This window comes from Mammaliicoccus sp. FSL K6-3158 (assembly GCF_038005105.1).
Lineage (GTDB): Bacteria > Bacillota > Bacilli > Staphylococcales > Staphylococcaceae > Mammaliicoccus > Mammaliicoccus sciuri.
Window position 1 is genome coordinate 535509 of record NZ_JBBOSL010000001.1, and the last position, 21640, is coordinate 557148.

The 21640-nt window shown below is 31.9% G+C and carries 22 protein-coding genes; 14 read left to right on the plus strand and 8 right to left on the minus strand.

Going from position 1 to position 21640, the window contains the following annotated elements:
* Positions 1–11: 11 nt before the first annotated feature.
* Complete coding sequence (pbp4, locus tag MHH94_RS02450) at positions 12–1379, minus strand: penicillin-binding protein PBP4 (RefSeq protein WP_058592202.1); 1368 nt, start codon at positions 1377–1379, stop codon at positions 12–14.
* 185 nt (positions 1380–1564) lie between these two features.
* Here pbp4 and MHH94_RS02455 point away from each other — a divergent pair, with 185 nt between their 5' ends.
* The 10 genes from MHH94_RS02455 to MHH94_RS02500 all read left to right on the plus strand — a co-directional run bounded on the left by MHH94_RS02455 (position 1565) and on the right by MHH94_RS02500 (position 11993).
* Positions 1565–3286 carry an ABC transporter ATP-binding protein gene (locus tag MHH94_RS02455; protein ID WP_075578423.1) on the plus strand — a complete coding sequence of 574 codons (1722 nt, stop codon included), beginning with the start codon at positions 1565–1567 and terminating at the stop codon, positions 3284–3286.
* A gap of 284 nt (positions 3287–3570) precedes the next feature.
* Positions 3571–5169, plus strand: a complete 1599-nt coding sequence (locus MHH94_RS02460) for an L-lactate permease (protein ID WP_058592200.1) — start codon at positions 3571–3573, stop codon at positions 5167–5169.
* 23 nt (positions 5170–5192) lie between these two features.
* A complete protein-coding gene (locus MHH94_RS02465) occupies positions 5193–6146 on the plus strand; it encodes an L-lactate dehydrogenase (RefSeq protein WP_048540064.1) in 954 nt (317 codons plus the stop codon).
* Between the two features lie 425 nt (positions 6147–6571).
* A complete protein-coding gene (locus MHH94_RS02470) occupies positions 6572–7408 on the plus strand; it encodes a YitT family protein (protein ID WP_048540065.1) in 837 nt (278 codons plus the stop codon).
* A gap of 207 nt (positions 7409–7615) precedes the next feature.
* Positions 7616–8419, plus strand: a complete 804-nt coding sequence (locus MHH94_RS02475) for an ABC transporter ATP-binding protein (protein WP_232156825.1) — start codon at positions 7616–7618, stop codon at positions 8417–8419.
* A gap of 14 nt (positions 8420–8433) precedes the next feature.
* Positions 8434–9438 carry a FecCD family ABC transporter permease gene (locus MHH94_RS02480; protein ID WP_048540068.1) on the plus strand — a complete coding sequence of 335 codons (1005 nt, stop codon included), beginning with the start codon at positions 8434–8436 and terminating at the stop codon, positions 9436–9438.
* A complete protein-coding gene (locus MHH94_RS02485) occupies positions 9435–10451 on the plus strand; it encodes a FecCD family ABC transporter permease (protein WP_048540071.1) in 1017 nt (338 codons plus the stop codon). The genes MHH94_RS02480 and MHH94_RS02485 overlap by 4 nt, the downstream gene beginning before the upstream one ends.
* Positions 10452–10630: 179 nt before the next feature.
* Entirely contained in the window at positions 10631–11170 is a 540-nt protein-coding gene (gene amaP, locus MHH94_RS02490) for an alkaline shock response membrane anchor protein AmaP (RefSeq protein ID WP_048540111.1), read from the plus strand.
* A gap of 21 nt (positions 11171–11191) precedes the next feature.
* Entirely contained in the window at positions 11192–11419 is a 228-nt protein-coding gene (locus MHH94_RS02495) for a DUF2273 domain-containing protein (protein ID WP_369919472.1), read from the plus strand.
* A 61-nt stretch (positions 11420–11480) separates the two neighbouring features.
* Positions 11481–11993: an Asp23/Gls24 family envelope stress response protein gene (locus tag MHH94_RS02500; RefSeq protein WP_058592199.1), complete on the plus strand. Its 513-nt coding sequence runs from the start codon at positions 11481–11483 to the stop codon at positions 11991–11993.
* Between the two features lie 43 nt (positions 11994–12036).
* Here MHH94_RS02500 and MHH94_RS02505 read toward each other — a convergent pair whose 3' ends face one another.
* Positions 12037–13194: an MFS transporter gene (locus tag MHH94_RS02505; RefSeq protein WP_119650274.1), complete on the minus strand. Its 1158-nt coding sequence runs from the start codon at positions 13192–13194 to the stop codon at positions 12037–12039.
* Positions 13195–13553: 359 nt separating this feature from the next.
* Between MHH94_RS02505 and MHH94_RS02510 the strand changes: the two genes are divergently transcribed.
* The gene (locus tag MHH94_RS02510) at positions 13554–14912 is read left to right on the plus strand and encodes a YjiH family protein (RefSeq protein WP_048540075.1); all 1359 of its coding nucleotides are present in this window, start codon (positions 13554–13556) and stop codon (positions 14910–14912) included.
* Between the two features lie 55 nt (positions 14913–14967).
* On the opposite strand, the gene MHH94_RS02515 is transcribed toward MHH94_RS02510, so the two are convergent.
* From MHH94_RS02515 to MHH94_RS02525, 3 genes are all read right to left on the minus strand, one after another.
* Positions 14968–15294, minus strand: coding sequence for a heme oxygenase (locus MHH94_RS02515; protein WP_107617029.1), 327 nt, complete (start codon positions 15292–15294; stop codon positions 14968–14970).
* 11 nt (positions 15295–15305) lie between these two features.
* Positions 15306–16028: an SDR family NAD(P)-dependent oxidoreductase gene (locus tag MHH94_RS02520; protein ID WP_058592539.1), complete on the minus strand. Its 723-nt coding sequence runs from the start codon at positions 16026–16028 to the stop codon at positions 15306–15308.
* 145 nt (positions 16029–16173) lie between these two features.
* Positions 16174–16440 (minus strand): SunI/YnzG family protein, encoded by a 267-nt coding sequence (locus MHH94_RS02525; protein ID WP_025904965.1) that lies wholly within the window; start codon positions 16438–16440, stop codon positions 16174–16176.
* A 226-nt stretch (positions 16441–16666) separates the two neighbouring features.
* Here MHH94_RS02525 and argF point away from each other — a divergent pair, with 226 nt between their 5' ends.
* Positions 16667–17668: an ornithine carbamoyltransferase gene (gene argF, locus MHH94_RS02530; protein ID WP_048540081.1), complete on the plus strand. Its 1002-nt coding sequence runs from the start codon at positions 16667–16669 to the stop codon at positions 17666–17668.
* 60 nt (positions 17669–17728) lie between these two features.
* Here argF and rarD read toward each other — a convergent pair whose 3' ends face one another.
* Together rarD and hutG are read right to left on the minus strand one after the other, a co-directional pair.
* Positions 17729–18640 (minus strand): EamA family transporter RarD, encoded by a 912-nt coding sequence (gene rarD / locus MHH94_RS02535; RefSeq protein ID WP_078355139.1) that lies wholly within the window; start codon positions 18638–18640, stop codon positions 17729–17731.
* A gap of 3 nt (positions 18641–18643) precedes the next feature.
* A complete protein-coding gene (gene hutG, locus MHH94_RS02540; RefSeq protein ID WP_058591257.1) occupies positions 18644–19633 on the minus strand; it encodes a formimidoylglutamase in 990 nt (329 codons plus the stop codon).
* A gap of 157 nt (positions 19634–19790) precedes the next feature.
* Here hutG and MHH94_RS02545 point away from each other — a divergent pair, with 157 nt between their 5' ends.
* The gene (locus MHH94_RS02545; RefSeq protein WP_058591256.1) at positions 19791–20522 is read left to right on the plus strand and encodes a hypothetical protein; all 732 of its coding nucleotides are present in this window, start codon (positions 19791–19793) and stop codon (positions 20520–20522) included.
* A 275-nt stretch (positions 20523–20797) separates the two neighbouring features.
* On the plus strand, positions 20798–21289 hold the full coding sequence (locus tag MHH94_RS02550) for a metal-dependent hydrolase (RefSeq protein WP_048540088.1): 492 nt from the start codon (positions 20798–20800) through the stop codon (positions 21287–21289).
* 50 nt (positions 21290–21339) lie between these two features.
* Here MHH94_RS02550 and MHH94_RS02555 read toward each other — a convergent pair whose 3' ends face one another.
* On the minus strand, positions 21340–21492 hold the full coding sequence (locus MHH94_RS02555) for a hypothetical protein (RefSeq protein ID WP_167388692.1): 153 nt from the start codon (positions 21490–21492) through the stop codon (positions 21340–21342).
* Positions 21493–21640: the final 148 nt, after the last annotated feature.

A 21640-nucleotide genomic window follows, 5' to 3' on the forward strand; every position in this document is an offset into this window, starting at 1 on the left:
AATATCCGTTATTATTTTTTCTTACGTTTGATTAACCAAGTTAATAAAAGGATAATACCGACAGCAAGTAAAATAGATGCTGTCATAATAATAGGTCTATTATCAGTGCTTGTAACTTTTTTCTTTGTTTCGTTAAATTTATGTTTACTTGGTGTTTCTACTTTTACAGATGGTGGACCATAGCTATCATCGATATAAGATCGGTTATAATCAATGCTTGCACGTCCATCTTGAAGTACAACTTTATAATCTACGCCTTTACGAACGACATCATATAAATCTTCTGTTACATAATATTTCTTGCCATTAATTTTTTGAGTCCCTTTAGATAATACTTTTTTCCATTCATATTCTTTAAATGATTTTTCCATCAAGCTATTACCCATCATATTACGTTCTTTCTCACCACCGACACTATTATAGTCTCCGGCACCAAAGAGAATTTGATTAATTCTTAATCCATCTCTTTTAGTAGAAAGACTGTGGTTATAGTCCGCTGTGTCACTAGAACCCGTTTTTAGACCATCTGTACCTTTAAGTGACATATCTGCACCTTCAAGTGAATGATTATACGTATAATATGTAACGTAGTGAACAGTAGGGGCAACTTTTTTAGTGTATTCTAAAATATCAGGATACTGTTTTACAAGGTGTTGCGTTAAAATTGCATAGTCTCTAGATGTTGAATAATTATCCTCATCTGATTGATATCGTTTTGCTTTATATTCTAATAATAAATTATTAGAAGCACCGTTGGCATTGTAGAATTTTGTATGTTCCATACCTAATTTCTTTGCTGTTTCATTCATGTAGTCAACAAAGTCAGAATCTAAATCCTTTTTTTGTTGTTTAGATGCAGTATTTTTATTGGAGTCTTTATCTTTTTTATCTATCTTTTTAGCAGAAGCTAAGTTCTCAGCTTTCATCGTTTCTCTTCCTAAAATCATCGCACCTGCATTTGAAGAGTTAGAAACGGTTATTTGCATAAGTTCAGAGATTGTATATACATCTCCTGGATACAATTTTGTATTACTTAATTCTGGTAATGTAGATAAACGATATTCTTCATCCGTCATTTTAACTTTAGCATTTTTATCAAGTTTACCACTATTGATTGCTTTCTCAGTTAAATATAATGTCATTAATTTAGACATACTTGCTGGATACCATTTAGCATCTATTTTATATTCATACATAATTTGACCAGTCTCAGAACTATAGTTAATAGCGCCTTCAGGTTCATAGATTTCACCGAGTGAGTATCCATTTTCATTGGCTACTTGTGTTGGTGATTTCGGATTATCCGCTGCATAAGTATTTTGAGTTACCGATATGCTCAATATAAGTAATGCAAAAAATAATAATAGACTTTTTTTCATGGATAAGACCTCTTTATTTATTTTTAAAATTAACTATATCATTCTAACATATATTAATTAACTACCCTACAATAAGATAACAAATGAACGTTAATTTTTTGTGAACATATTTTAAATTTGGTATGTATAATCTCAATGCTGTAAAATATAACTATATCATTAACTTTAGTGAAGAGGTTATTAAAATGACAAAACAAAATCCTCTGCTTTATTTACTAAAAAAGGTAGACTGGCCTAAAAAATTAGTGTTTACGGCTATGACACTTTCAATTTTAGGTAGTCTTAGTGGTTTGCTTGTACCATTATTTACTGGGAAATTAGTAGATACATTTAATGCAGAAAGTTTAGATTTAAGAATGGTTTGGCTTTTTATAGGCGTATTTTTAGTAAATGCAGTCTTGAGTGGTATCGGGACATATTTACTAAGCAAGATTGGTGAAAAAACAATTTATTCAATTAGGGAAAAGCTCTGGAAGCATTTAATCAATTTGAAAATGAGTTTCTTTGACAAAAATGAAAGTGGACAATTGATGAGTAGAATTACAGATGATACGAATGTGATTAACTTATTTATCTCTGAAAAAGCACCTAGCGTATTACCATCATTGTTAACACTTATTGGTTCGATAGTGATGTTATTTATTTTAGATTGGCAAATGACGCTCATGACGTTCCTAATCTTACCAATATTTATAGGAATAATGGTACCTTTAGGACGAAAAATGGGTAAAATCTCAAGAGACACACAAACTGAGATTTCTAGATTCAGCGGTATATTAGGAAGAGTGCTGACTGAAATGAAATTAGTTAAAGTGACAACATCAGAAGAAAAAGAACTCGAAAAAACAAAAGGAACTTTATTAGGTATATATGATCTTGGTTTAAAAGAAGCTAAAATCAGAGCAATCATTTCCCCGCTTTCAGGCGTTATTATGACGTTAACAGTGGCTGTGATACTTGGTTTTGGTGGTATTAGAGTTTCGAGTGGAGCGATTACTGCAGGTACATTGGTCGCAATGATATTCTATGTCGTGCAATTATCAGCGCCAATTTTGAATTTTTCAATGTTTTTAACGGATTATAAGAAAGCTGTCGGCGCAAGTGAACGTATCTATGAGATTTATCAAGAAGAAGCGGAAAAAAGAGGTGATGATCATAATCAACCGATTACGAATCATCAAGATATTACATTTGAAAATGTTTCATTTGGATATGAAGCTCATTCCGTTATTAAAGATTTATCTTTATCTATTCGATCTGGAGAAGTTACGGCATTTGTTGGTCCTTCTGGCTCAGGAAAAAGTACGCTGTTTAGTTTAATTGAAAGACTTTATCCAATCGATCACGGCCAAATATTATATGGAAACCAACCAATAGATGATATATCTTTAAAATATTGGCGACAGAAAATTGGATATGTTATGCAATCTAATGCAATGATGTCAGGGACGATAAGAGATAATTTAACATATGGTGTCTATTCAGAAGTAGAAGAAGAAACACTTGTACACTATACGAAGATGGCACGATGTTATGATTTTATAATGGCATTTCCACAAGGGTTTGATACAGAAATCGGTGAAAGAGGTACAAAATTATCTGGCGGGCAAAGACAACGTATAGATATCGCACGGAGTTTCATTAAGAATCCAGATATTTTACTATTAGATGAAGCGACAGCTAATTTAGATAGTGAAAGTGAATTCTACATTCAACAAGCATTAAATGAATTAATGAAAGATCGCACAACTATTGTGATTGCACATAGACTTGCTACGATTAAAAAAGCCAATCAAATTGTATTTTTAGATAAAGGTCAAATTACAGGTGTAGGTACACATCAAGAATTATTAGCATCTCATGAAAAGTATAGACATTTTGTAAATACGCAAAGTTTAACTGAATAATATAGTATTGAACAAGATCTTAGAAAAATATTTCAGGATCTTGTTTTTATTATAAAAAGTTAAAAAAATATGAGAAATAATGAAAACGCAACCATTTAGATAGGGCAAAGGATTCAATAAAAATCAAAAAATCAGTAGTAAATAAATCGTGAATATTTTCACAAAATATGCATAAAACCTATTGACCTCAAGAAATTGAGGTGCTATATTTACATTGTGAAAAGAATCACAAAAGTTAAAGATGCGCATCTTGAAAAATAAAAATAAGAAAGAAGTTGTTCATTGTGCTACTAAATAATATAAATCCATTAGACAACGTTACACTATCAGCAATTGTTGCTAGTATACCGATTATATTATTTCTATTATGTTTAACAGTTTTTAAAATGAAAGGTATTTATGCATCTATTACGACACTTATTGTAACTTTAGTCATTGCATCATTTATCTTCGAATTACCACATACTGTGGCGATTGGTGCTATAACAGAAGGATTCTTTCAAGGTATTCTTCCAATAGGCTATATTGTCGTAATGGCAGTATGGTTATACAAAGTTTCAATTGGTACAGGACAATTCAGTATCATTCAAGATAGTATTTCAGGTATTTCTCAAGACCAACGTATCCAATTATTATTAATAGGTTTTAGCTTTAATGCATTTTTAGAAGGTGCCGCTGGTTTTGGTGTCCCTATCGCAATATGTAGTGTATTGTTAATTCAAATTGGTTTTAAACCTTTACAGGCAGCAATGCTTTGTTTAATTGCTAACGGAGCAGCAGGCGCTTTTGGTGCTATAGGTATTCCAGTTGGTATTATAGATAGTTTAGGTCTTCACGGTAATATCTCAGCGCTTGAAGTATCACAGATTTCAACACTTACACTCCCAATCCTGAACTTCTTTATTCCGTTTTTACTTGTCATGATATTAGATGGATTTAAAGGTGTGAAAGAAATTTTACCGATGATACTTGTTGTAAGTACAACATATACTGGCTTACAAATATTGATTACGTATTTCCAAGGTCCAGAATTGGCTGATATTATACCACCATTATTATCAATGGTTGCATTAGCAATTTTCTCAAAATATTACCAACCTAAAAATATTTTCAGAGTTTCAGATCAAGAAGTATTGGAAACAAAGAAACATTCTGTTAAATCCATTATGTATGCATGGAGCCCATTCTATATTTTAACGATTTTTGTCATGATATGGAGTGCACCATTTTTCAAAGCTTTATTTGCTGAAGGTGGTTTACTTTCTTCATTAGTATGGAATATAAATATTCCAGGAACATTTAATGAAATTACAAATAAACTGATTACATTAAAAATCGACATATTTAGTGCAACAGGTACTGCAATATTAATTTCAGTAGTGATCACAATACTCATTTCGAAACACTTTAAGTTCAGTGATGCCTTTAATTTATTAGGCGTAACAATTAAAGAACTTTGGTTACCAATTTTGACAATCTGTTTTATTTTAGCTATCGCGAAAATTACAACTTATGGTGGACTTACAGGTGCAATGGGACAAGGTATTGCAAAAGCTGGTAACATCTTCCCGATACTATCTCCAGTATTAGGTTGGATAGGTGTATTCATGACTGGTTCAGTTGTAAATAACAACACATTGTTTGCACCAATTCAAGCATCAGTAGCTAGTCAAATTGGTACAAGTGGACCATTGTTAGTTGCTGCAAATACAGCAGGTGGTGTAGCAGCTAAATTAATCTCACCACAATCTATCGCAATTGCAACAGCTGCTGTTAAAGAAGTTGGTAAAGAGTCTGAATTGCTCAAAATGACTTTGAAATATAGCGTAGGATTCTTAATATTCATCTGTATATGGACATTTATTTTAACAATAATTTTATAAATATAAATTGAGGAGCGATTATAATGAAACAATTCAAAGGTAAAAAAGTCGTATTAGTAGGTAATGGTGCAGTAGGTTCAAGTTATGCATTTTCAATGATAAACCAAGGTATTTGTGATGAATTTGTCATCATAGACTTAGATAAAAAGAAAGTAATCGGGGATGTAATGGATTTAAATCATGGTACAGTATATGGTCCTTCACCAATTAAAGTTAAATCAGGTGATTATAAAGATTGTCATGATGCAGACTTAGTTGTGATTTGTGCAGGTGCAGCTCAAAAACCAGGTGAAACAAGACTAGATTTAGTAGCAAAAAATATGAAAATTTTCAAATCAATCGTTACTGAAATTATGGATTCAGGATTTGATGGTATATTCTTAATTGCAACTAACCCAGTAGATGTATTAACATATGCAACTATGAAATTCTCAGGTTTATCAAAAGAACGTGTAATCGGATCAGGTACTATATTAGATACAGCAAGATTTAGATATTTATTAAGTGAAGAATTCGATGTCGCACCACAAAGTGTTCATGCAAATATTATTGGTGAACATGGTGATTCAGAATTACCAGTTTGGTCTCATGCCAATATTGCAGGTAAACCATTAAGAAGTATTATTGAAAAAGATGAAACACGCAAACATAGAGTAGAAGAAATATTTGTACAAACTCGTGATGCAGCATATGAAATTATTGAAGCAAAAGGTGCAACTTATTATGGAGTAGCAATGGGGTTAATGCGTATTACAAAAGCTATTTTGAACAACCAAGATGTGGTGTTAACAGTGTCTGCATATTTAGAAGGCGAGTATGGACATGAAGGTGTATATATAGGCGTACCAGCACTTATAAACAGATCAGGCATTAGAGAAGTTATCGAAATGCCATTAGATGAAGAAGAAAAATCATTATTTGATAACTCTGTTAAAGTGTTAAAAGATATACAAGAACCCTTTGAAAAAGAATTTTAAGAGGAAGATATATCAGGGGTTTAATATACGAAGACAGTAGTACCGACAAAATCTAGAAACGATTTTGTCGGTACTTTTTTGGTGATGACAGTTTGAATTAAGTGGTGAATGTGAAAATGAAGGGGATTGAAGATATAAGATAGTGGAAGATGTGAGTTAAAGGAGGAATAAACACACGAGTTGTGGCTTAATGTCTGAATAAAGCCAAGAGATAGCCTAAGTCATGGCTTAACGCTCTAATTAAGCCAAGACATCACCTATTTCTCTCTCCTCTATCACTTCACTCAATTCAAACTACTTTCTTCACATCACCGTTATACATCCATTATATGATTCGTCTTCTATTTATAATCGGCATGTTGAGGGGATTTGAGGATTGTGGTAGTATCTATATGTCTGTTAAAAAATATAGAGGAGGTAAGGTCATGAAAAATAGAATTTTACGAGATATGATATTAATTTTGGCAGGATCTTTTATTTTTGCTACGGGTGTTAATGCCTTTATCATTTCTGCTAATTTAGGTGAAGGTGGCGTAACTGGGGTTTCTTTAATCTTACTTTATGCATTCGACATTTCACCTGCATGGTCTACGTTTATTTTAAATGCTATTTTAATTGCGTTAGGTTATAAATTTTTAAGCAAGAGAAGTACTGTTTATACGATAATAGCTGTTATTGCTATTTCTGTATTTCTAGGTCTAACTGACTCTTGGGTTGTGCATACGAATGAAATTTTAATTAACACAATCTTTGGTGGTTTCATGGTTGGTCTAGGTATAGGACTAATTGTATTATCTGGTGGTACGACTGCTGGAACGACGATTCTTGCTCGAATAGCGCATAAGTATTTAGACGTTAATACATCATATGCTCTATTATTCTTTGACCTTATCGTCGTGATGTTCTCACTTACTGTAATGCCTTTAGAAAAAGCGTTACTTACAGTGATTTCATTATATGTAGGAACAAAAGTGATGGACTTTGTAATTGAAGGTCTAAATCCTAAAAAAGCCGTTACAATCATTTCTCAAAATCCCGATCAAATCGCTAAAATGATTGATGAACAAATTGGTCGTGGTTGTACGATTCTAAATGGTAGAGGCTATTATTCTAAGAAAGATACAGATGTCTTATATGTCGTTATTGCGAAGACACAACTTTCTAGAACAAAACGCATGATTAGAAAATTTGATGAAAATGCATTTGTCGTTGTCCATGACGTAAGAGACGTTCTTGGAAATGGATTTTTAGTAGATGAATAATAATGTTAAGAGGTTGGAATACGTTAAGTGTTCCAACCTCTTTTTGTGAACGGAATACGAAAATATTCAGAAAATGATAGAAAAAGATACTATTAAATGCTATAATACATGAATATGAATGATGATAATGATTATCATTTACAGATATATACAATTAATGAAAATGTCATATAAATAGAGTTAATTTTAATGGAAAGAGGGTTCTTTATGAATCGTTTAACGGGAGAAGCTATTTCAATAGGTTATGGTGAAAAATTAATAGTTAATGAATTGAATCTTGAAATACCAGATGGCAAAGTGACTTCTATAATTGGACCAAATGGTTGCGGTAAGTCTACTTTATTAAAAGCTTTAAGCCGTATATTAAATGTACAAACGGGTCAAGTGTTGTTAGATGGTAAGAATTTACATTCAACTTCAACTAAAGAAATAGCTAAAAAAATTGCTATTTTGCCACAATCTCCTGATGTTGCAGATGGATTAACAGTTGGAGAACTTGTATCTTATGGTAGATTTCCTCATCAAAAAGGTTTCGGTAGATTATCTAAACAAGATAAAGAGGAAATTGAATGGGCTTTAAATGTAACAGGTACGCATGATTTTAAATATAGATCGATTAACGATTTAAGTGGTGGTCAAAGACAACGTGTTTGGATTGCAATGGCTCTCGCACAAAAAACAGATATCATCTTTTTAGATGAACCAACTACTTATTTAGATATTTCACACCAATTAGAAATTTTAGAGCTTGTACAAGAATTAAATAAAGAACAAGGTTGTACAATTATTATGGTATTACATGATATTAACCAAGCAATTCGTTTTTCAGATCATTTAATTGCTATGAAATCTGGTGAAATTGTTGCACAAGGTCAAACAGAAGAAGTTTTAACAAATGAAATATTGGAAGAAGTCTTCAATATTGATGCAGAGCTCTCTACAGACCCACGAACTGGAAAACCAATGCTTGTAACATATAATTTATTATGTAAGCACTATACGAAGTTATAAAGGATGGCAACTCAATGACTCAGACTAAATCATTAAAAGTTAATCGCTATCCCATTATATTAACAGTTACAATCATGTTACTTGTAGCTGTTTTACTTCTGTCATTTTTATTTGGTGCAAAGACGACTTCGATACAAGTGGTTTATGATGCGATTTTTCATTATAATCCAAAAATAGAAGAACATAATATATTAAGAGAAATAAGAATTCCGAGAGAAATAGGTGCTGTCATTGTTGGTATGGCACTTGCTGTATCCGGTGCTGTCATGCAAGGTGTTACACGTAATGGCTTAGCTGACCCTGGTTTATTAGGGCTTAATGCTGGTGCGAGTATGATGCTTGCTTTAACTTTAGCCGTTATACCTAATGCAGGTTATTTCACATTAATGCTTGCTGGATTTGTAGGTGCTGGTATAGGTGGCATACTCGTTATGAGTGTAGGCTCATCTAAACGAGGTGGGTTCAGCCCAATGAGATTAGTACTTGCTGGTGCTGCAGTATCTGCGCTTTTAACAGCTGCAAGTGAAGGAATTGCTTTAATATTTAGATTAAATCAAACATTAACATTCTGGAGTGTTGGTGGTGTAAGTGGTACAACTTGGAAACAACTTATGATCTCTACACCGATTGTTATTGTTATTTTAATTGTCCTTATTATCATGAGTAGACAACTTACAATACTTAGTTTAGGTGATACACTTTCAAAAGGATTAGGTCAAAATAGTACATTTGTTAGATACACGAGTCTAATTGCTACAATGTTCCTAGCAGGTATAGCGGTTTCAATCGTTGGACAAATCGCATTTGTCGGATTAATGGTGCCACATATTGTTCGATTCATGGTTGGAACTGATTATAAACGTGTGATACCTTTATCAGCAGTTCTTGGAGGTTTTATCCTGTTATTTGCAGATATGATTGCAAGAATGTTAGGAGAAGCACCTATTGGAGCTGTTATCTCAATTATCGGTGTGCCGTTCTTCCTTTATCTTGTAAGAAGGGACGGTAAAATATTATGATACATCCTAAAATAATTAAAAAGCAGCGTATTACATTTATTATATTAGTTATCGCACTTATTGCTTCTATGGGATTTGCTATGACAACTGGTGAATTTAATATGTCCTTTACACAATTTTTTAAGACGATTTTTGGACAAGGTAATGAACTAGATACAATGGTATTATTTGAATTCAGAATGCCTAGAATGCTCATCACAATACTTGCAGGTGCAAGTTTAGCGTTAAGTGGTGCAATCCTACAAAGTATTACCAAGAACCCTTTAGCAGAACCAGGTATTCTTGGTATTAATGCAGGAAGCGGGTTTATGATTACACTATTTCTTGTTGTTGGTACGATAAAAGCAGGAGATTTTGTATATGTATTACCAATTGTAAGTATGCTCGGCGGTTTAGCAACTGCAATGGTTATTTTCATATTCAGTCATAAACGTGGAGAAGGTATAAACCCTGTAAGAATGGTCTTAATAGGTGTAGGTTTATCTACTGCTCTGAGTGGTGCATCTATTACAATTATGTCTACATTTGATCAAGATCAAATGGAATTTATCGCAAGATGGTTTGCAGGTAATATATGGGGAGATGAATGGCCGTTTGTGTTCGCATTTATCCCATGGTTAGCTATTGTCATGCCATTCTTATTCTATAAAGCAAATGTATTAAATGTATTAAGTACGAATGAACAAATTTCCGTTTCTTTCGGTATTAATAATAATAGAGAAAGAATACTACTTGTATTCTTAGCTGTTGTATTATCATCAGCTGCAGTTTCAGTAGCAGGCGGAATTGGTTTCGTCGGCTTAATGGGACCACATATAGCAAGAAGTATTGTTGGACCGAGACACCAATTATATTTACCAATTGCAGTGTTAAACGGTGCGATTTTACTTGTTGTAGCAGATACAATTGGTAAAATTGTATTAGAACCTAACGGACTTCCAGCAGGTATTATTGTTGCAATAGTTGGTGCTCCTTATTTCTTATACTTAATGCAAAAATCAACGCATATATAATAATGAACTCTCTTTCTATAATGGAAGAGAGTTTTTTATTTTTTAATTACTACAAATTTTAAGATTTATTAACATGTTCCAAAAAAGTTTACTTAAATTATAAAATTTAGTTTTCAAAATCGTTTTAGGGGTATAACTATGAGTAGTAATAGAACTTTACATAGGAGGTGCAGTTGCCAGTGAGAAGATTAAAGAATTTTTTCCTAGGCTTATTCATAATAGTAGTTGTAGGCACGCTTCTTTTTATGTACTTGGATATTAGCCAAATTAAGAGCTATCAACAAGAATTATTAAAATATAATTGGTTTGAACCAACGTTGATTGCTTGTGCAGGTGTATTAATATTCTTTGGTATATTGATGTTCTTTGCAACATTTAAACCAACACATAAAAAGCCAGGCTTACATCGTGACTATGAGGATGGTCACATTTATATTACGAGAAATTCAGTTGAAAAATGTGTTTATCGTACTATTCAAAAATACGATGAAGTACGTCAACCAAATGTTATTTCTAAACTGTATAATAAGAAAAATAAATCTTATGCAACAATCAAAGCTGATTTCTTTGTGGTTTCAGATACAGGCCAAATTCAAACATTAACGGATCGAATTAAATCAGATATTAAGGAAAATGTTGAGCATTTCTCAGAAATACCTGTAAAAAATATTGAGATTAATGTCAGAGATCAAAAATCGAGTGACACAAGAGTTTTATAAGACTAAGGATAGGAGGTTCCGATTATGCCAAATGAAAATCAAGATCCAAATCAATTCATTAATTTTATTAAAGAATATAAATGGAGAATTATTGGTTTTATCGCAATGTTAATATTAGCAGTACTATTTTTAACAATTGGTTTTTGGAAAACAGTTTTAATCCTAGTCCTATGTTTAATAGGTGTAGGATTGGGGTATATTAAAGATTGTACACAGCAGTTCTTAAATTTCTTAAATAGAATAAGTTAGACTGCTTACAATATAAATAATGCAAATAAACAAATTATAAATTAAAGGGAGAGAATCTATTATGGCAAACGTAGACAACAACAAAGTAAAAAGTAGTTACAATGAACAAACAGGGGTAAATGAACAAGAGCGCGAAGCTCAACAACAACAAGCTCAAGCTCAAGAGCAACAATTTTCAAATACATTATCATTTTCAGATGAAGTAGTAGAAAAAATTGCTGGAATTGCTGCTAGAGAGGTTAGAGGTATTTTAGATATGAAAGGCGGCTTTGCTTCTAGCTTAACTGATCGTTTCACATCTGGAAATAACGTAACGCAAGGGGTTTCTGTTGAAGTAGGAGAAAAACAAGCAGCTGTAGATTTAAAAGTAATTTTAGAATATGGTGAATCAGCTCCTAAAATCTTCAAAAAAGTTGCGGACTTAGTTAAAGAGCAAGTTAAACATATGACTGGACTTGAAGTTGTTGAAGTAAATATGCACGTTGATGATGTTATGAGTAGAAAAGAATACGAACAAAAGAACGCATCATCAGATGAAGAAAGCCAATCAAAAAGCAATAAAGAATTACAATAAAGTATAAAAAAAGCGAGTGAGATAAATATCTCACTCGCTTTTTTTATACTTTTTGCGTCTTTGGTTGTTTCTTAATCGTTAAACAAATTAGGAATGCAATGAAGCTCAATGCACCAGCTACATATAGACTAGATACTACATTAAAGTATGATACAAATATACCACCTAATAATGAACCAGCGCCTATTCCTGCATTTAAACTAGACATGTTCCAACTCATTGCCGCACTTGTATCTCCTTCAATTTGAGAGATGATACCGATTTGGATAGGTGGATTTGATCCCCATTGGACAATATTCCAAGCAAATACGCCTATTAATGTAATAACAAGTATAGGTAAGAATTGTTCAAATACAAGCATTAGTACTGTATAAGTACTTAATGAAATTAATAGCCACTTTTTACTGCCTAATGCATCTGTAATATATCCACCTAATGAAGTACCAATAATTGCACCGATACCAGCTACGAGTAGTACGAGTGATACGATATTTAAATCATATCCATACACAGATAGTAACGGACTAATATACGTTACGACAACATAATTTGCCGCTAATATAAGGAAAGTTATGCTTAAATATTTTACAATTTCTAACGGATGAACGACTTTGTAATCTTGGCTTTGACTAGAAGATTCTACTGTATCTATTTTATTGCTTGCTACATTAAAAATAATAAGTATAAGTGCAATAATCCCTACTGTAGATATAAATACAAATGACATTCTCCAACCTACTAAATCACCTATTTTAGTGCCTAGAGGAACACCAAGTACGTTAGCTGCACTGAAACCAGTATAAACAAGTCCAATCATTTTCCCGCGTTCGCTTGGATTTGAATACACAACAGTTAAAGATAAAATCTTCACGACAATAATAGCAGCAGCCGCTGAAGATAATACTCTACCTATTACTAGTATTGTAAAGTTAGGTGAAATCGCAATTATTCCGTTTCCTAAAATAAATATAGCCATACTTACTAATAATACAGTCTTTGGTGAGACGTTTTTAGTGAGTTTAACAAGTATGGGACCACTAATTGCGAATGTTAATGCATAAACTGTTACAAGTTGTCCTACAATTGCTTCTGATACATTCAAATCTTTACTCATTAAAGTAAGTATACCTGCAATCATTAGTTCAACCATTCCCACAACAAATACGCTTAACATAAATGTAATTAATCGAGGTTTCGACATCATATAACTCCTTCTCTTTGACATATAATCATGATTATAACAGTGTGATTTGTAAAAATACAGATAAAATTTAATACCCGAACAATCAGAAATTTAAGGTGTTTTTAAGGTATAAAATGAAAGATTTAATTGGAATTGATCTATATATTATACGGATAATAAATAGATGTTTGAAAATTAAAAATATTTAAAGAAAAATTATAATAAATACATTGGTATATTATGATTAATAATTCTTTTATTTTTACTAAAAATAATGACAGCGCTTACATAAAAATATATAATACAATTAGAGATGAATAGTATTGAATATTTATTAATTTTTGTGTATAGTTAGTCTTGCGAAAAGGAGAGAAAGTATGAAAGAGACGAGCGTTTTAGTAGGAAGGTTAAAGTTTATTATATTATCAGTGTTAGGAATATATTTATTTTTAGTTCCCGTTACGGTAACTGACGATAAAGGGGAGAAAGAAACAAGTTTACCTGTTGCATACCTTGCAAATACAGCTTTAGATTGGATAGGTGACTATGCCGGACTAATTATAATGCTTTTAATTAGTTTCTCTGCAGTAATGACATTAATCTATTCTACGATATTCAGTACTTCTACTAAGAGATCTATAGCGAACGAATTGTTTAACGTCAATTGGATTTGGGTCGTAATCAGAATAATAGGTGCGATATTTGCAATATTCATTTATTTCGATTTTGGACCTGGTATAGTTGTAAATGAAAATACTGGATTAATGGTTTACAATGATTTATTACCAACATTGCTTGCAGTATTCTTCTTTGCAGGTTTGTTTTTACCATTATTAATGGACTTTGGTTTATTAGAATTTTTAGGACCAATGTTTGCGCCAATTATGAGACCAGTATTTAAATTACCTGGTAGATCAACTGTTGATAATCTAGCTTCATTTATTGGTGATGGAACTGTAGGCGTAATGATCACAAGTCAACAATATGAACAAGGCTTTTATACACGTCGAGAGGCAACTGTCATTGCGACAACATTCTCTGTTGTATCCATCACATTTGCAATTGTCATTGCTCAAACAATTGGCTTAATGGATTATTTCTTTAAATTTTATTTATCCGTTATTTTAGCTTGTGTTGTAGCAGCTTTTATAATGCCTAGAATTTGGCCACTTAAACAAATTCCAGATAAGTATTCAAACGGTAGCACTGAGCAATTAAATGAATCAATTCCTAAAACACATAATCCAATATCATGGGGATTTGAACAAGCAACTCAAAAAGCTGTAAAATCACCTGACTTTAAACAATTCATTATCAATGGTGTGAAAACTGTATTGGATATGTGGTTAGCAGTACTACCAGTCGTTATGACAATCGGTACATTAGCAACTATTGTTGCTGAATATACACCAACATTTAGTATTTTAGGTGCACCATTTGTACCATTATTAGAATTAATGCAAATACCATATGCAAAAGAAATGTCTGAAACATTATTAATCGGTTTTGCAGATATGTTCTTACCATCATTACTTATTAGTAATGTACCAAGTGATATGACAAGATTTATCGTAGGTGCTTTAAGTATTTCACAATTAATATATTTATCAGAAGTAGGGGGCGTTATACTCGGTTCGAAAATACCAGTAAGCCTAGGGAAACTCTTCATGATTTATATTATGCGTACAATTATTGCATTACCGATAATTGTAATATTAGCTCATATTTTCTTTTAAATTAAAAAACGGACAAAATGAACTTAAATAGTTCAGTTTGTCCGTTTTTATATTATTATTTTGGATCGATTGTTGTTTCGACTTTAGCGATTGCGATTTCAGATCCTAACATTGGTGATTCACCTTTGTCTTTATTACTGTCTCCACCGCGACTATGTGCTTGTTTAAATGCATCGCTCGTTTTCCATGCTTCAAAGTCTTCTAGTTCTTCCCACCACATATTTACATGTAATTCGTCATTTTCATCAATGTCTTGCATGTTCCAAGTTTCAACTTTTATGAAACCTTTCATTTCTTGTAATGCGCCACCTTTAGTAAACATTGGTGCTAATTTTTCTGCATAACCTTTTTTCATTTTAATTCTATTTGTTACAACATACATTGTTATCTCTCCTATTCTTTTGGTGTTGGGTTAGTAGCCCAGATTTGTGCTGTCTTCATAAATGTTCTTGGTTGTAGTTTCAATTGTGATATGACTACGTCTGCTATATCTTCTGGATGCGTCATTGTATCTTCTTGTAATTGTGTTTCTCCAATTAAGTCTGTTAATACAGCTGAAGGGGTTAAATATGATACTCGGATGTTATGTTTTCTCATTTCTTGCATAATACCTTCAGTCATACCAATTACTGCATATTTAGTAGCAGAATAGATACTGCTTGTTGCACTGGCTTTTAAACCAGACATTGAAGCGATATTAATAACATCTCCGCTTTTTTGTCTTACGAGATGTGGTAATGCTTCTTGTAAAACGTAATATATACCTTTAACATTTGTTTTGAATAATTGATCAAACTCAGATTCACTTACATCTAAAAATGAATTGTTCTTCATAATACCTGCATTATTTATCACGATATCAATAGAGCCTAATGCATGATATGAATCTTCTATAAAACGTTGCACATCTTTTTGGTGCGCAATATTAGTTTCTTTATAAAATACTTTGACGTCATATTGTTTAAGTTCATCGGCTGTTGCTTTTAAAGTATCAATATTTCTACTTGCAATTGCAACGTTGACGCCTTCGTGAGCTAATGCAATCGCGATTGATTTACCGATACCTTTAGAGCCACCTGTAATGACTGCATTGAGCCCTTTTAAGTCTCTTAACATATTGATCATCACTCCTTTCTTATATGTTAGCATGCTTTAAAAATGTATCATAATAATTCAATTTGAAAATGCCATATAAATAACACCACGAAGTCAGCTTTATATGACTTCGAGGTGTTTATTTAAAATGCCTGAAAGTTTGAACTTAAGCTTCTTTAGTAAGTTCGTTGTAAACTTTCTTATCAGCATGTGTATAAATAATATATTCTTTATCATTTGTTTCGATAATCACACGATTTGTTTTGCCAAAAGTTGAGCCAATTCTTACGATATGATCTTGGGCTTCATTAGACAAAGCGTGAATATCTTGATCCTCTTTAATGTTTTTAATTTCATTATTTGGAATTGTAATGTCCGCTACTCTCCATTGAATATGAACTTGATTATTGTCCTTTGATACTCTCATTGCCATATCTAAACACATCCTTTTGTTTGATGACTACATCATAACGCATTATGTATCCGTTTTCAATAGAAAAACGAGAAAATGTGTTATATTTTTTAATTATTATGTCATACTAATTGATGATAGTATTTTTATGCAATATATTGAATAACTATTTACAAACAGAATGCTATGTTGTAATATTATCTTTATAAATAAATGAGGAGCTGGTTTCATTGGGACGAAGTTATCTATGTTAAAGGAATTAAACAAGACAAGTTTTTTAAAAGAAGTTGATTTTTCTAAAGGAGAATTAGAATCGCTTATTGATTTGGCAATGGAATTAAAATTCAAAGAAAAGCATCAAATCCCACACCGTTATTTAAACGGGAAACATATCGCTTTATTATTTGAAAAGCAATCAACGAGAACACGTTCAGCTTTCACAGTAGCTGCAACTAAGATGGGTGCAAGTGTGTCTTATTTAGGTAAAGATGATTTACAGTTAGGTAAGAAAGAATCTGTTGAAGATACAGCAGTCGTACTTGGATCTATGTTTGATGGTATTGCTTTTAGAGGATTTGAACAAAAGACAGTAGAAGATTTAGCTCAATTTTCGAACGTACCAGTATGGAATGGCTTAACAAATGAGTGGCATCCTACACAAATGTTAGCAGACTTTATGACAATTAAAGAATACTTTGGTACATACGAAGGAAAGACTTTGACGTTTATAGGAGATGGACGCAATAATGTTGCGAACTCGTTGCTCGTTACGAGTGCAATTTTAGGTGTGAATATTCATATTGTTGCACCATCATCACTCCAACCAAATGAAGAAGTTCAAAATATGGCATTGTCATTTAGTAAAGAATCTGGAAGTGAGATATTAATTACAGATAATATCCAAGAAGGTATTTACGGCAGTGATATCATATATACAGATGTTTGGTGTTCAATGGGTGAGGAACAACAATTGGAAGAACGCTTTGAATTACTTAAAGATTACCAGGTTAATCAAAACTTAATTAATTTAACTGGTAAAAATGAAACTTTATTTTTACATTGCTTACCAGCTATTCATGATTTGAATACTGAAATGGGCGCGCTTTGTTTCGAAAAATTTGGTGTAACAAGTATGGAAGTGACAGATGACGTATTTAGATCAGATTATTCGAAAGTATTCCAACAAGCAGAAAATAGAATGCATACAATTAAAGCATTATTAGCTACAACTTGTGGCGATATATATTAATAAATAAAGGGTGAGACATCAATAAATGTCTCACCCTTTATTTATTGCTTCTATTGTTTTTTAGCTAGCTTCTTTTGTTAATTTTTTTCTATTGCGATTAAGTTCTACATATTTACTGTAGCTATATATGATAATACCTGCCCAGATAAATATGAATGTAATAAATTGATCAACATCGAAATGTTCGTTTAACAAGAATATACCGATAAAGAACATGATAGTTGGACCGATATATTGTATAAAGCCTGTTAATGATAGTGGTATTCTTCTTGCTCCAGCACTAAATAAAATTAATGGAACAGCTGTAACAGCACCAGAAAGTAATAACCATCCGCTTGAACTGTTCATACCAAATGTAACGGTATTATGTTGTGATAAGTAGAAGATATAAATAAGTGCTGCTGGTAATGTTACGATACATTCTATCGTAATACTACTAAATGCATCAATATCTACAACTTTCTTGATTAACCCATAAAGCGCAAATGATGTTGCGAGTAATATTGAAACGAATGGAAATTCGCCAACTTGAAAAGTCATATAAATAACACCGACAAATGCTAATAGTATAGCTACCCATTGAGCTTTTGAGAATCGTTCTCCTAAGAAAATAAAAGCTAAGAAAATACTCATTAACGGATTGATGTAATAACCAAGACTTGCTTGTAGTACATGGTGATTATTAACAGCCCAGATAAATGTACCCCAGTTCACTGTAATAATATAACCAGCAATGATAATAGCGAATAGCATTTTCTTTTGTTTAAATAATTTAATCGTTGCTGCTTTGAACATTGGAAATTGTTTTGTAAATAATAGCAGTAATAACATGAATACTGCTGACCATATAATACGATGTGCCAAAATTTCGAATGGTCCAATTTCACTTACGAGGTTCCAATAAATTGGTAGGACACCCCAAATAATATATGCAAATATTGCATAAATAATACCTTTTTTAAATTCTGACATGATTTAGGACTCCCACTGTGATTGAATAACTTCTGCTTGATCGTGATAAATATTCGATGCAATATTAGCAAGTAATCTTGCAGTTCGATTATCTATATCGAATCTTGGTGATAGTTCAGCAATACTAATGCTTGAACTTTTGTTTGAGTTTGTAACTAATTGTAAAATTGTTTGAACAATTTGAGGTTGTAAGCCCATAATACAAGGTGCACTTACTGCAGGCGCATAACTTACATCTATCGAATCTGTACATAATGTAATGAGGATTTCGTCATATCCTTCAATAAATGAATTAATAGAAGTAATAGTCTCTATTGATAAATGGCTACGAAGCTCATCTTCACGAATGTATTGGACACCGTATTCATCAGCTCTTTCGAAGAGTGCTTTTGTATTACCATTTTTCTGAATGCCTAGCACGAAATAACCAACTTGATCGTCTTGATCTAAAATCTGTTTAAACATTGTGCCAGAAGATGGTTTCTCATCGTAATCTCTCATATCAAAATGTGCGTCTATATTGATGATGCCAATTTTTTTGTCTTTGTTGGCTTTTCTTACGCCTAAATAATGGCCATATAATACTTCATGACCACCACCGATAATAACTGTAAAGTCATTATGTAATAATATGTTTGAGATTTTATCTCCAAGTTCTGATTGCGCTTCTTCCATTTTATTTTTGTGGCAAATGATATCTCCGTAGTCAGTTAAATGTAAATACTCATTATGTATTGGTAAAGGACTTAAGGCTTTTCTAAAATGTTTAGGACCATCTACAGCACCTGGTCGACCATTATTTCTAGAAACACCTTCATCGCATTCAAAACCTATAAGTGCCATATTAACTTGATTTTCGAATTCTTTCTTTGGTGTAATGTCTTCTTTCTCAATATGAATTGAATCAACGATTTGATGAAATCTAAAAGCAGAACGCAATGTTGTACTATCTGTTCTACCTGTCCACTCATCCTTTTTAACATTTCTATACATATTTAATACCTCCTACATGTTACAATAGTTTTTACTAATGTTAGTTTATCATGTATGATATTCTTATGTTTTATTAAATGCTTAATTATTTTATAAGAAAGAAGTGTCTTTAATGAATAGTAAGAAAGAAAAAGCAAAAAGGCCGAGGAGTGATTCTATGAAATGGATTTATGGTCTCTTAACAGTTTGCTTATTATTTCTAGTAGCATGTGACAACCAAACTTCTAAGAATAATGAACATAATGATAACGAAAAATCATCTGAAACGACTACTACTGAAGAAAAAACAACTGCAGAATCGACAGGTGAAGATGTTAAAACTAAAGAAGAAAAATCAAAACCAAATAATAATAATAATCAGAACGAACAAAATGATAATAACAATCAACAATCTACAGATGAAATTCCAGTAGAAGAAAATGTAAATGGTGTTAAACCAAACAATCACAATGAAACTGAAACGTTTGATACAGAAGCTTATACAGTAGCTAGAAATTGTTTATTAAATCAAGGTAACTCTCAAGCGGAATGTGATAAAGCAGAAAATACAATAGAATTTACGAGAGCTTGGCAAAATTTATCACGTGATGGTTACTTATGTAATGATGATGGCTGTTCATTACCTAAAGAAAATGATCAAAATAATCAAGGTCATCATGATCAACAACACTCAAACACAAATGAAGATTCTAGTCAAGGATCAAATGAACAAAGTAATGAACCATACGAAGAGGATAATAATCAAACAGATCCTTCTCGAAACACGAACCAACAAGATGAGAATACAAATAGAGAAGGGCAAAGTCAAAATCGCGCTCAACAATCAAGCAACAATGAAACCACTCAAAGTGATTATCATCAAGAAACGCAATTAAATAAAGCAAGCTAAATAAAAAAACGTTCATCGTAATTGATGAACGTTTTTTTATTGTGAAATAAGGGGGTTATTTCAACAATGGTATAGGGTTATGTTTAATATGACTTACAACTATAGTTTAACAGGGATTAATAACAAATCAATACTTATGTGATTCTTTTCACAATTTTGTCATTTGAATTGTAATTATGTGAGGTATATCACTATAAAGTCACAAAGTGTTCGTATACTTGTTCGGTATTCTGTGGTAAAATAAAATAAAGTAATTGAAAAGAGGAAACATTAATATGACAGGAAAAACACATCTTTCATGCGGTATATTCATCGGGTCATCATTAAGTATTTATTATGGAGAAGATATTTTTACTTCATTTACGATTGTAAGTTTGTGTGGCGTAGCAAGTTTGGTCCCAGATATTTGTCATTTCAAAAGTAATCTAGGCAAGAAAATATTTCCTATTAGTTTTATTGTTAGATTAATTTTTGGACACCGAACGTTTACCCATTCATTATTATTTCTATTTTTAATATTTTGGGGATTGAGAAGCATATCCGCACCAGAACCATATTTAGTTTCGATTATATTAGGTATGTTATCGCATATTATTTTAGATATGTTAACACCAAGAGGCGTTAAACTATTTTATCCTTTAAATGTCTCAGTTAAATTACCCATTGTATTTAGAACAGGCGGTGTTATGGATTTAAGTCTATCATCTGCATTTACCATTATCACGGTCGTTTTATGGTGGAAAGATATTTATCGATTGTTTATATAAAAAAGAAGCTAAGACAAAAGGTAGTGTCTTAGCTTCCATTAAACATTATGTTATTTTCCGAATTTACCTTTTAAATCTTCGCCTTTATCTTTAGCGAAGTCTTTACCTTTTTCAGTATATTCGTCTTTATTCTCTTCTACATGATCTTTACCTTTTTCAACTGCTTTGTCTTTTGCATCGTTAAACTTATCTCCTAAACTCATAATAAAATCCTCCTTGGCCTATTATATATAGGGATATTTTGTGTTTAAAGCAACACATTATTATAAATACCCATTTAATTTTGAAATAATCATTTTAATTATAAATTTTTTATGATATTTTTAGACAAATCGTTCTAAAGTCGTATAA

Coding starts and splice junctions, on each gene's coding strand:
- MHH94_RS02545 (WP_058591256.1), top strand. CDS start 19,791: ATGAAATGGATTTATGGTCTCTTAACAGTTTGCTTATTATTTCTAGTA.
- MHH94_RS02475 (WP_232156825.1), top strand. CDS start 7,616: ATGAATCGTTTAACGGGAGAAGCTATTTCAATAGGTTATGGTGAAAAA.
- MHH94_RS02500 (WP_058592199.1), top strand. CDS start 11,481: ATGGCAAACGTAGACAACAACAAAGTAAAAAGTAGTTACAATGAACAA.
- MHH94_RS02485 (WP_048540071.1), top strand. CDS start 9,435: ATGATACATCCTAAAATAATTAAAAAGCAGCGTATTACATTTATTATA.
- MHH94_RS02555 (WP_167388692.1), bottom strand. CDS start 21,492: ATGAGTTTAGGAGATAAGTTTAACGATGCAAAAGACAAAGCAGTTGAA.
- MHH94_RS02505 (WP_119650274.1), bottom strand. CDS start 13,194: ATGTCGAAACCTCGATTAATTACATTTATGTTAAGCGTATTTGTTGTG.
- MHH94_RS02455 (WP_075578423.1), top strand. CDS start 1,565: ATGACAAAACAAAATCCTCTGCTTTATTTACTAAAAAAGGTAGACTGG.
- MHH94_RS02470 (WP_048540065.1), top strand. CDS start 6,572: ATGAAAAATAGAATTTTACGAGATATGATATTAATTTTGGCAGGATCT.
- rarD (WP_078355139.1), bottom strand. CDS start 18,640: ATGTCAGAATTTAAAAAAGGTATTATTTATGCAATATTTGCATATATT.
- argF (WP_048540081.1), top strand. CDS start 16,667: ATGTTAAAGGAATTAAACAAGACAAGTTTTTTAAAAGAAGTTGATTTT.
- MHH94_RS02515 (WP_107617029.1), bottom strand. CDS start 15,294: ATGTATGTTGTAACAAATAGAATTAAAATGAAAAAAGGTTATGCAGAA.
- MHH94_RS02510 (WP_048540075.1), top strand. CDS start 13,554: ATGAAAGAGACGAGCGTTTTAGTAGGAAGGTTAAAGTTTATTATATTA.
- MHH94_RS02465 (WP_048540064.1), top strand. CDS start 5,193: ATGAAACAATTCAAAGGTAAAAAAGTCGTATTAGTAGGTAATGGTGCA.
- hutG (WP_058591257.1), bottom strand. CDS start 19,633: ATGTATAGAAATGTTAAAAAGGATGAGTGGACAGGTAGAACAGATAGT.
- MHH94_RS02520 (WP_058592539.1), bottom strand. CDS start 16,028: ATGTTAAGAGACTTAAAAGGGCTCAATGCAGTCATTACAGGTGGCTCT.
- pbp4 (WP_058592202.1), bottom strand. CDS start 1,379: ATGAAAAAAAGTCTATTATTATTTTTTGCATTACTTATATTGAGCATA.
- MHH94_RS02480 (WP_048540068.1), top strand. CDS start 8,434: ATGACTCAGACTAAATCATTAAAAGTTAATCGCTATCCCATTATATTA.
- MHH94_RS02525 (WP_025904965.1), bottom strand. CDS start 16,440: ATGGCAATGAGAGTATCAAAGGACAATAATCAAGTTCATATTCAATGG.
- MHH94_RS02550 (WP_048540088.1), top strand. CDS start 20,798: ATGACAGGAAAAACACATCTTTCATGCGGTATATTCATCGGGTCATCA.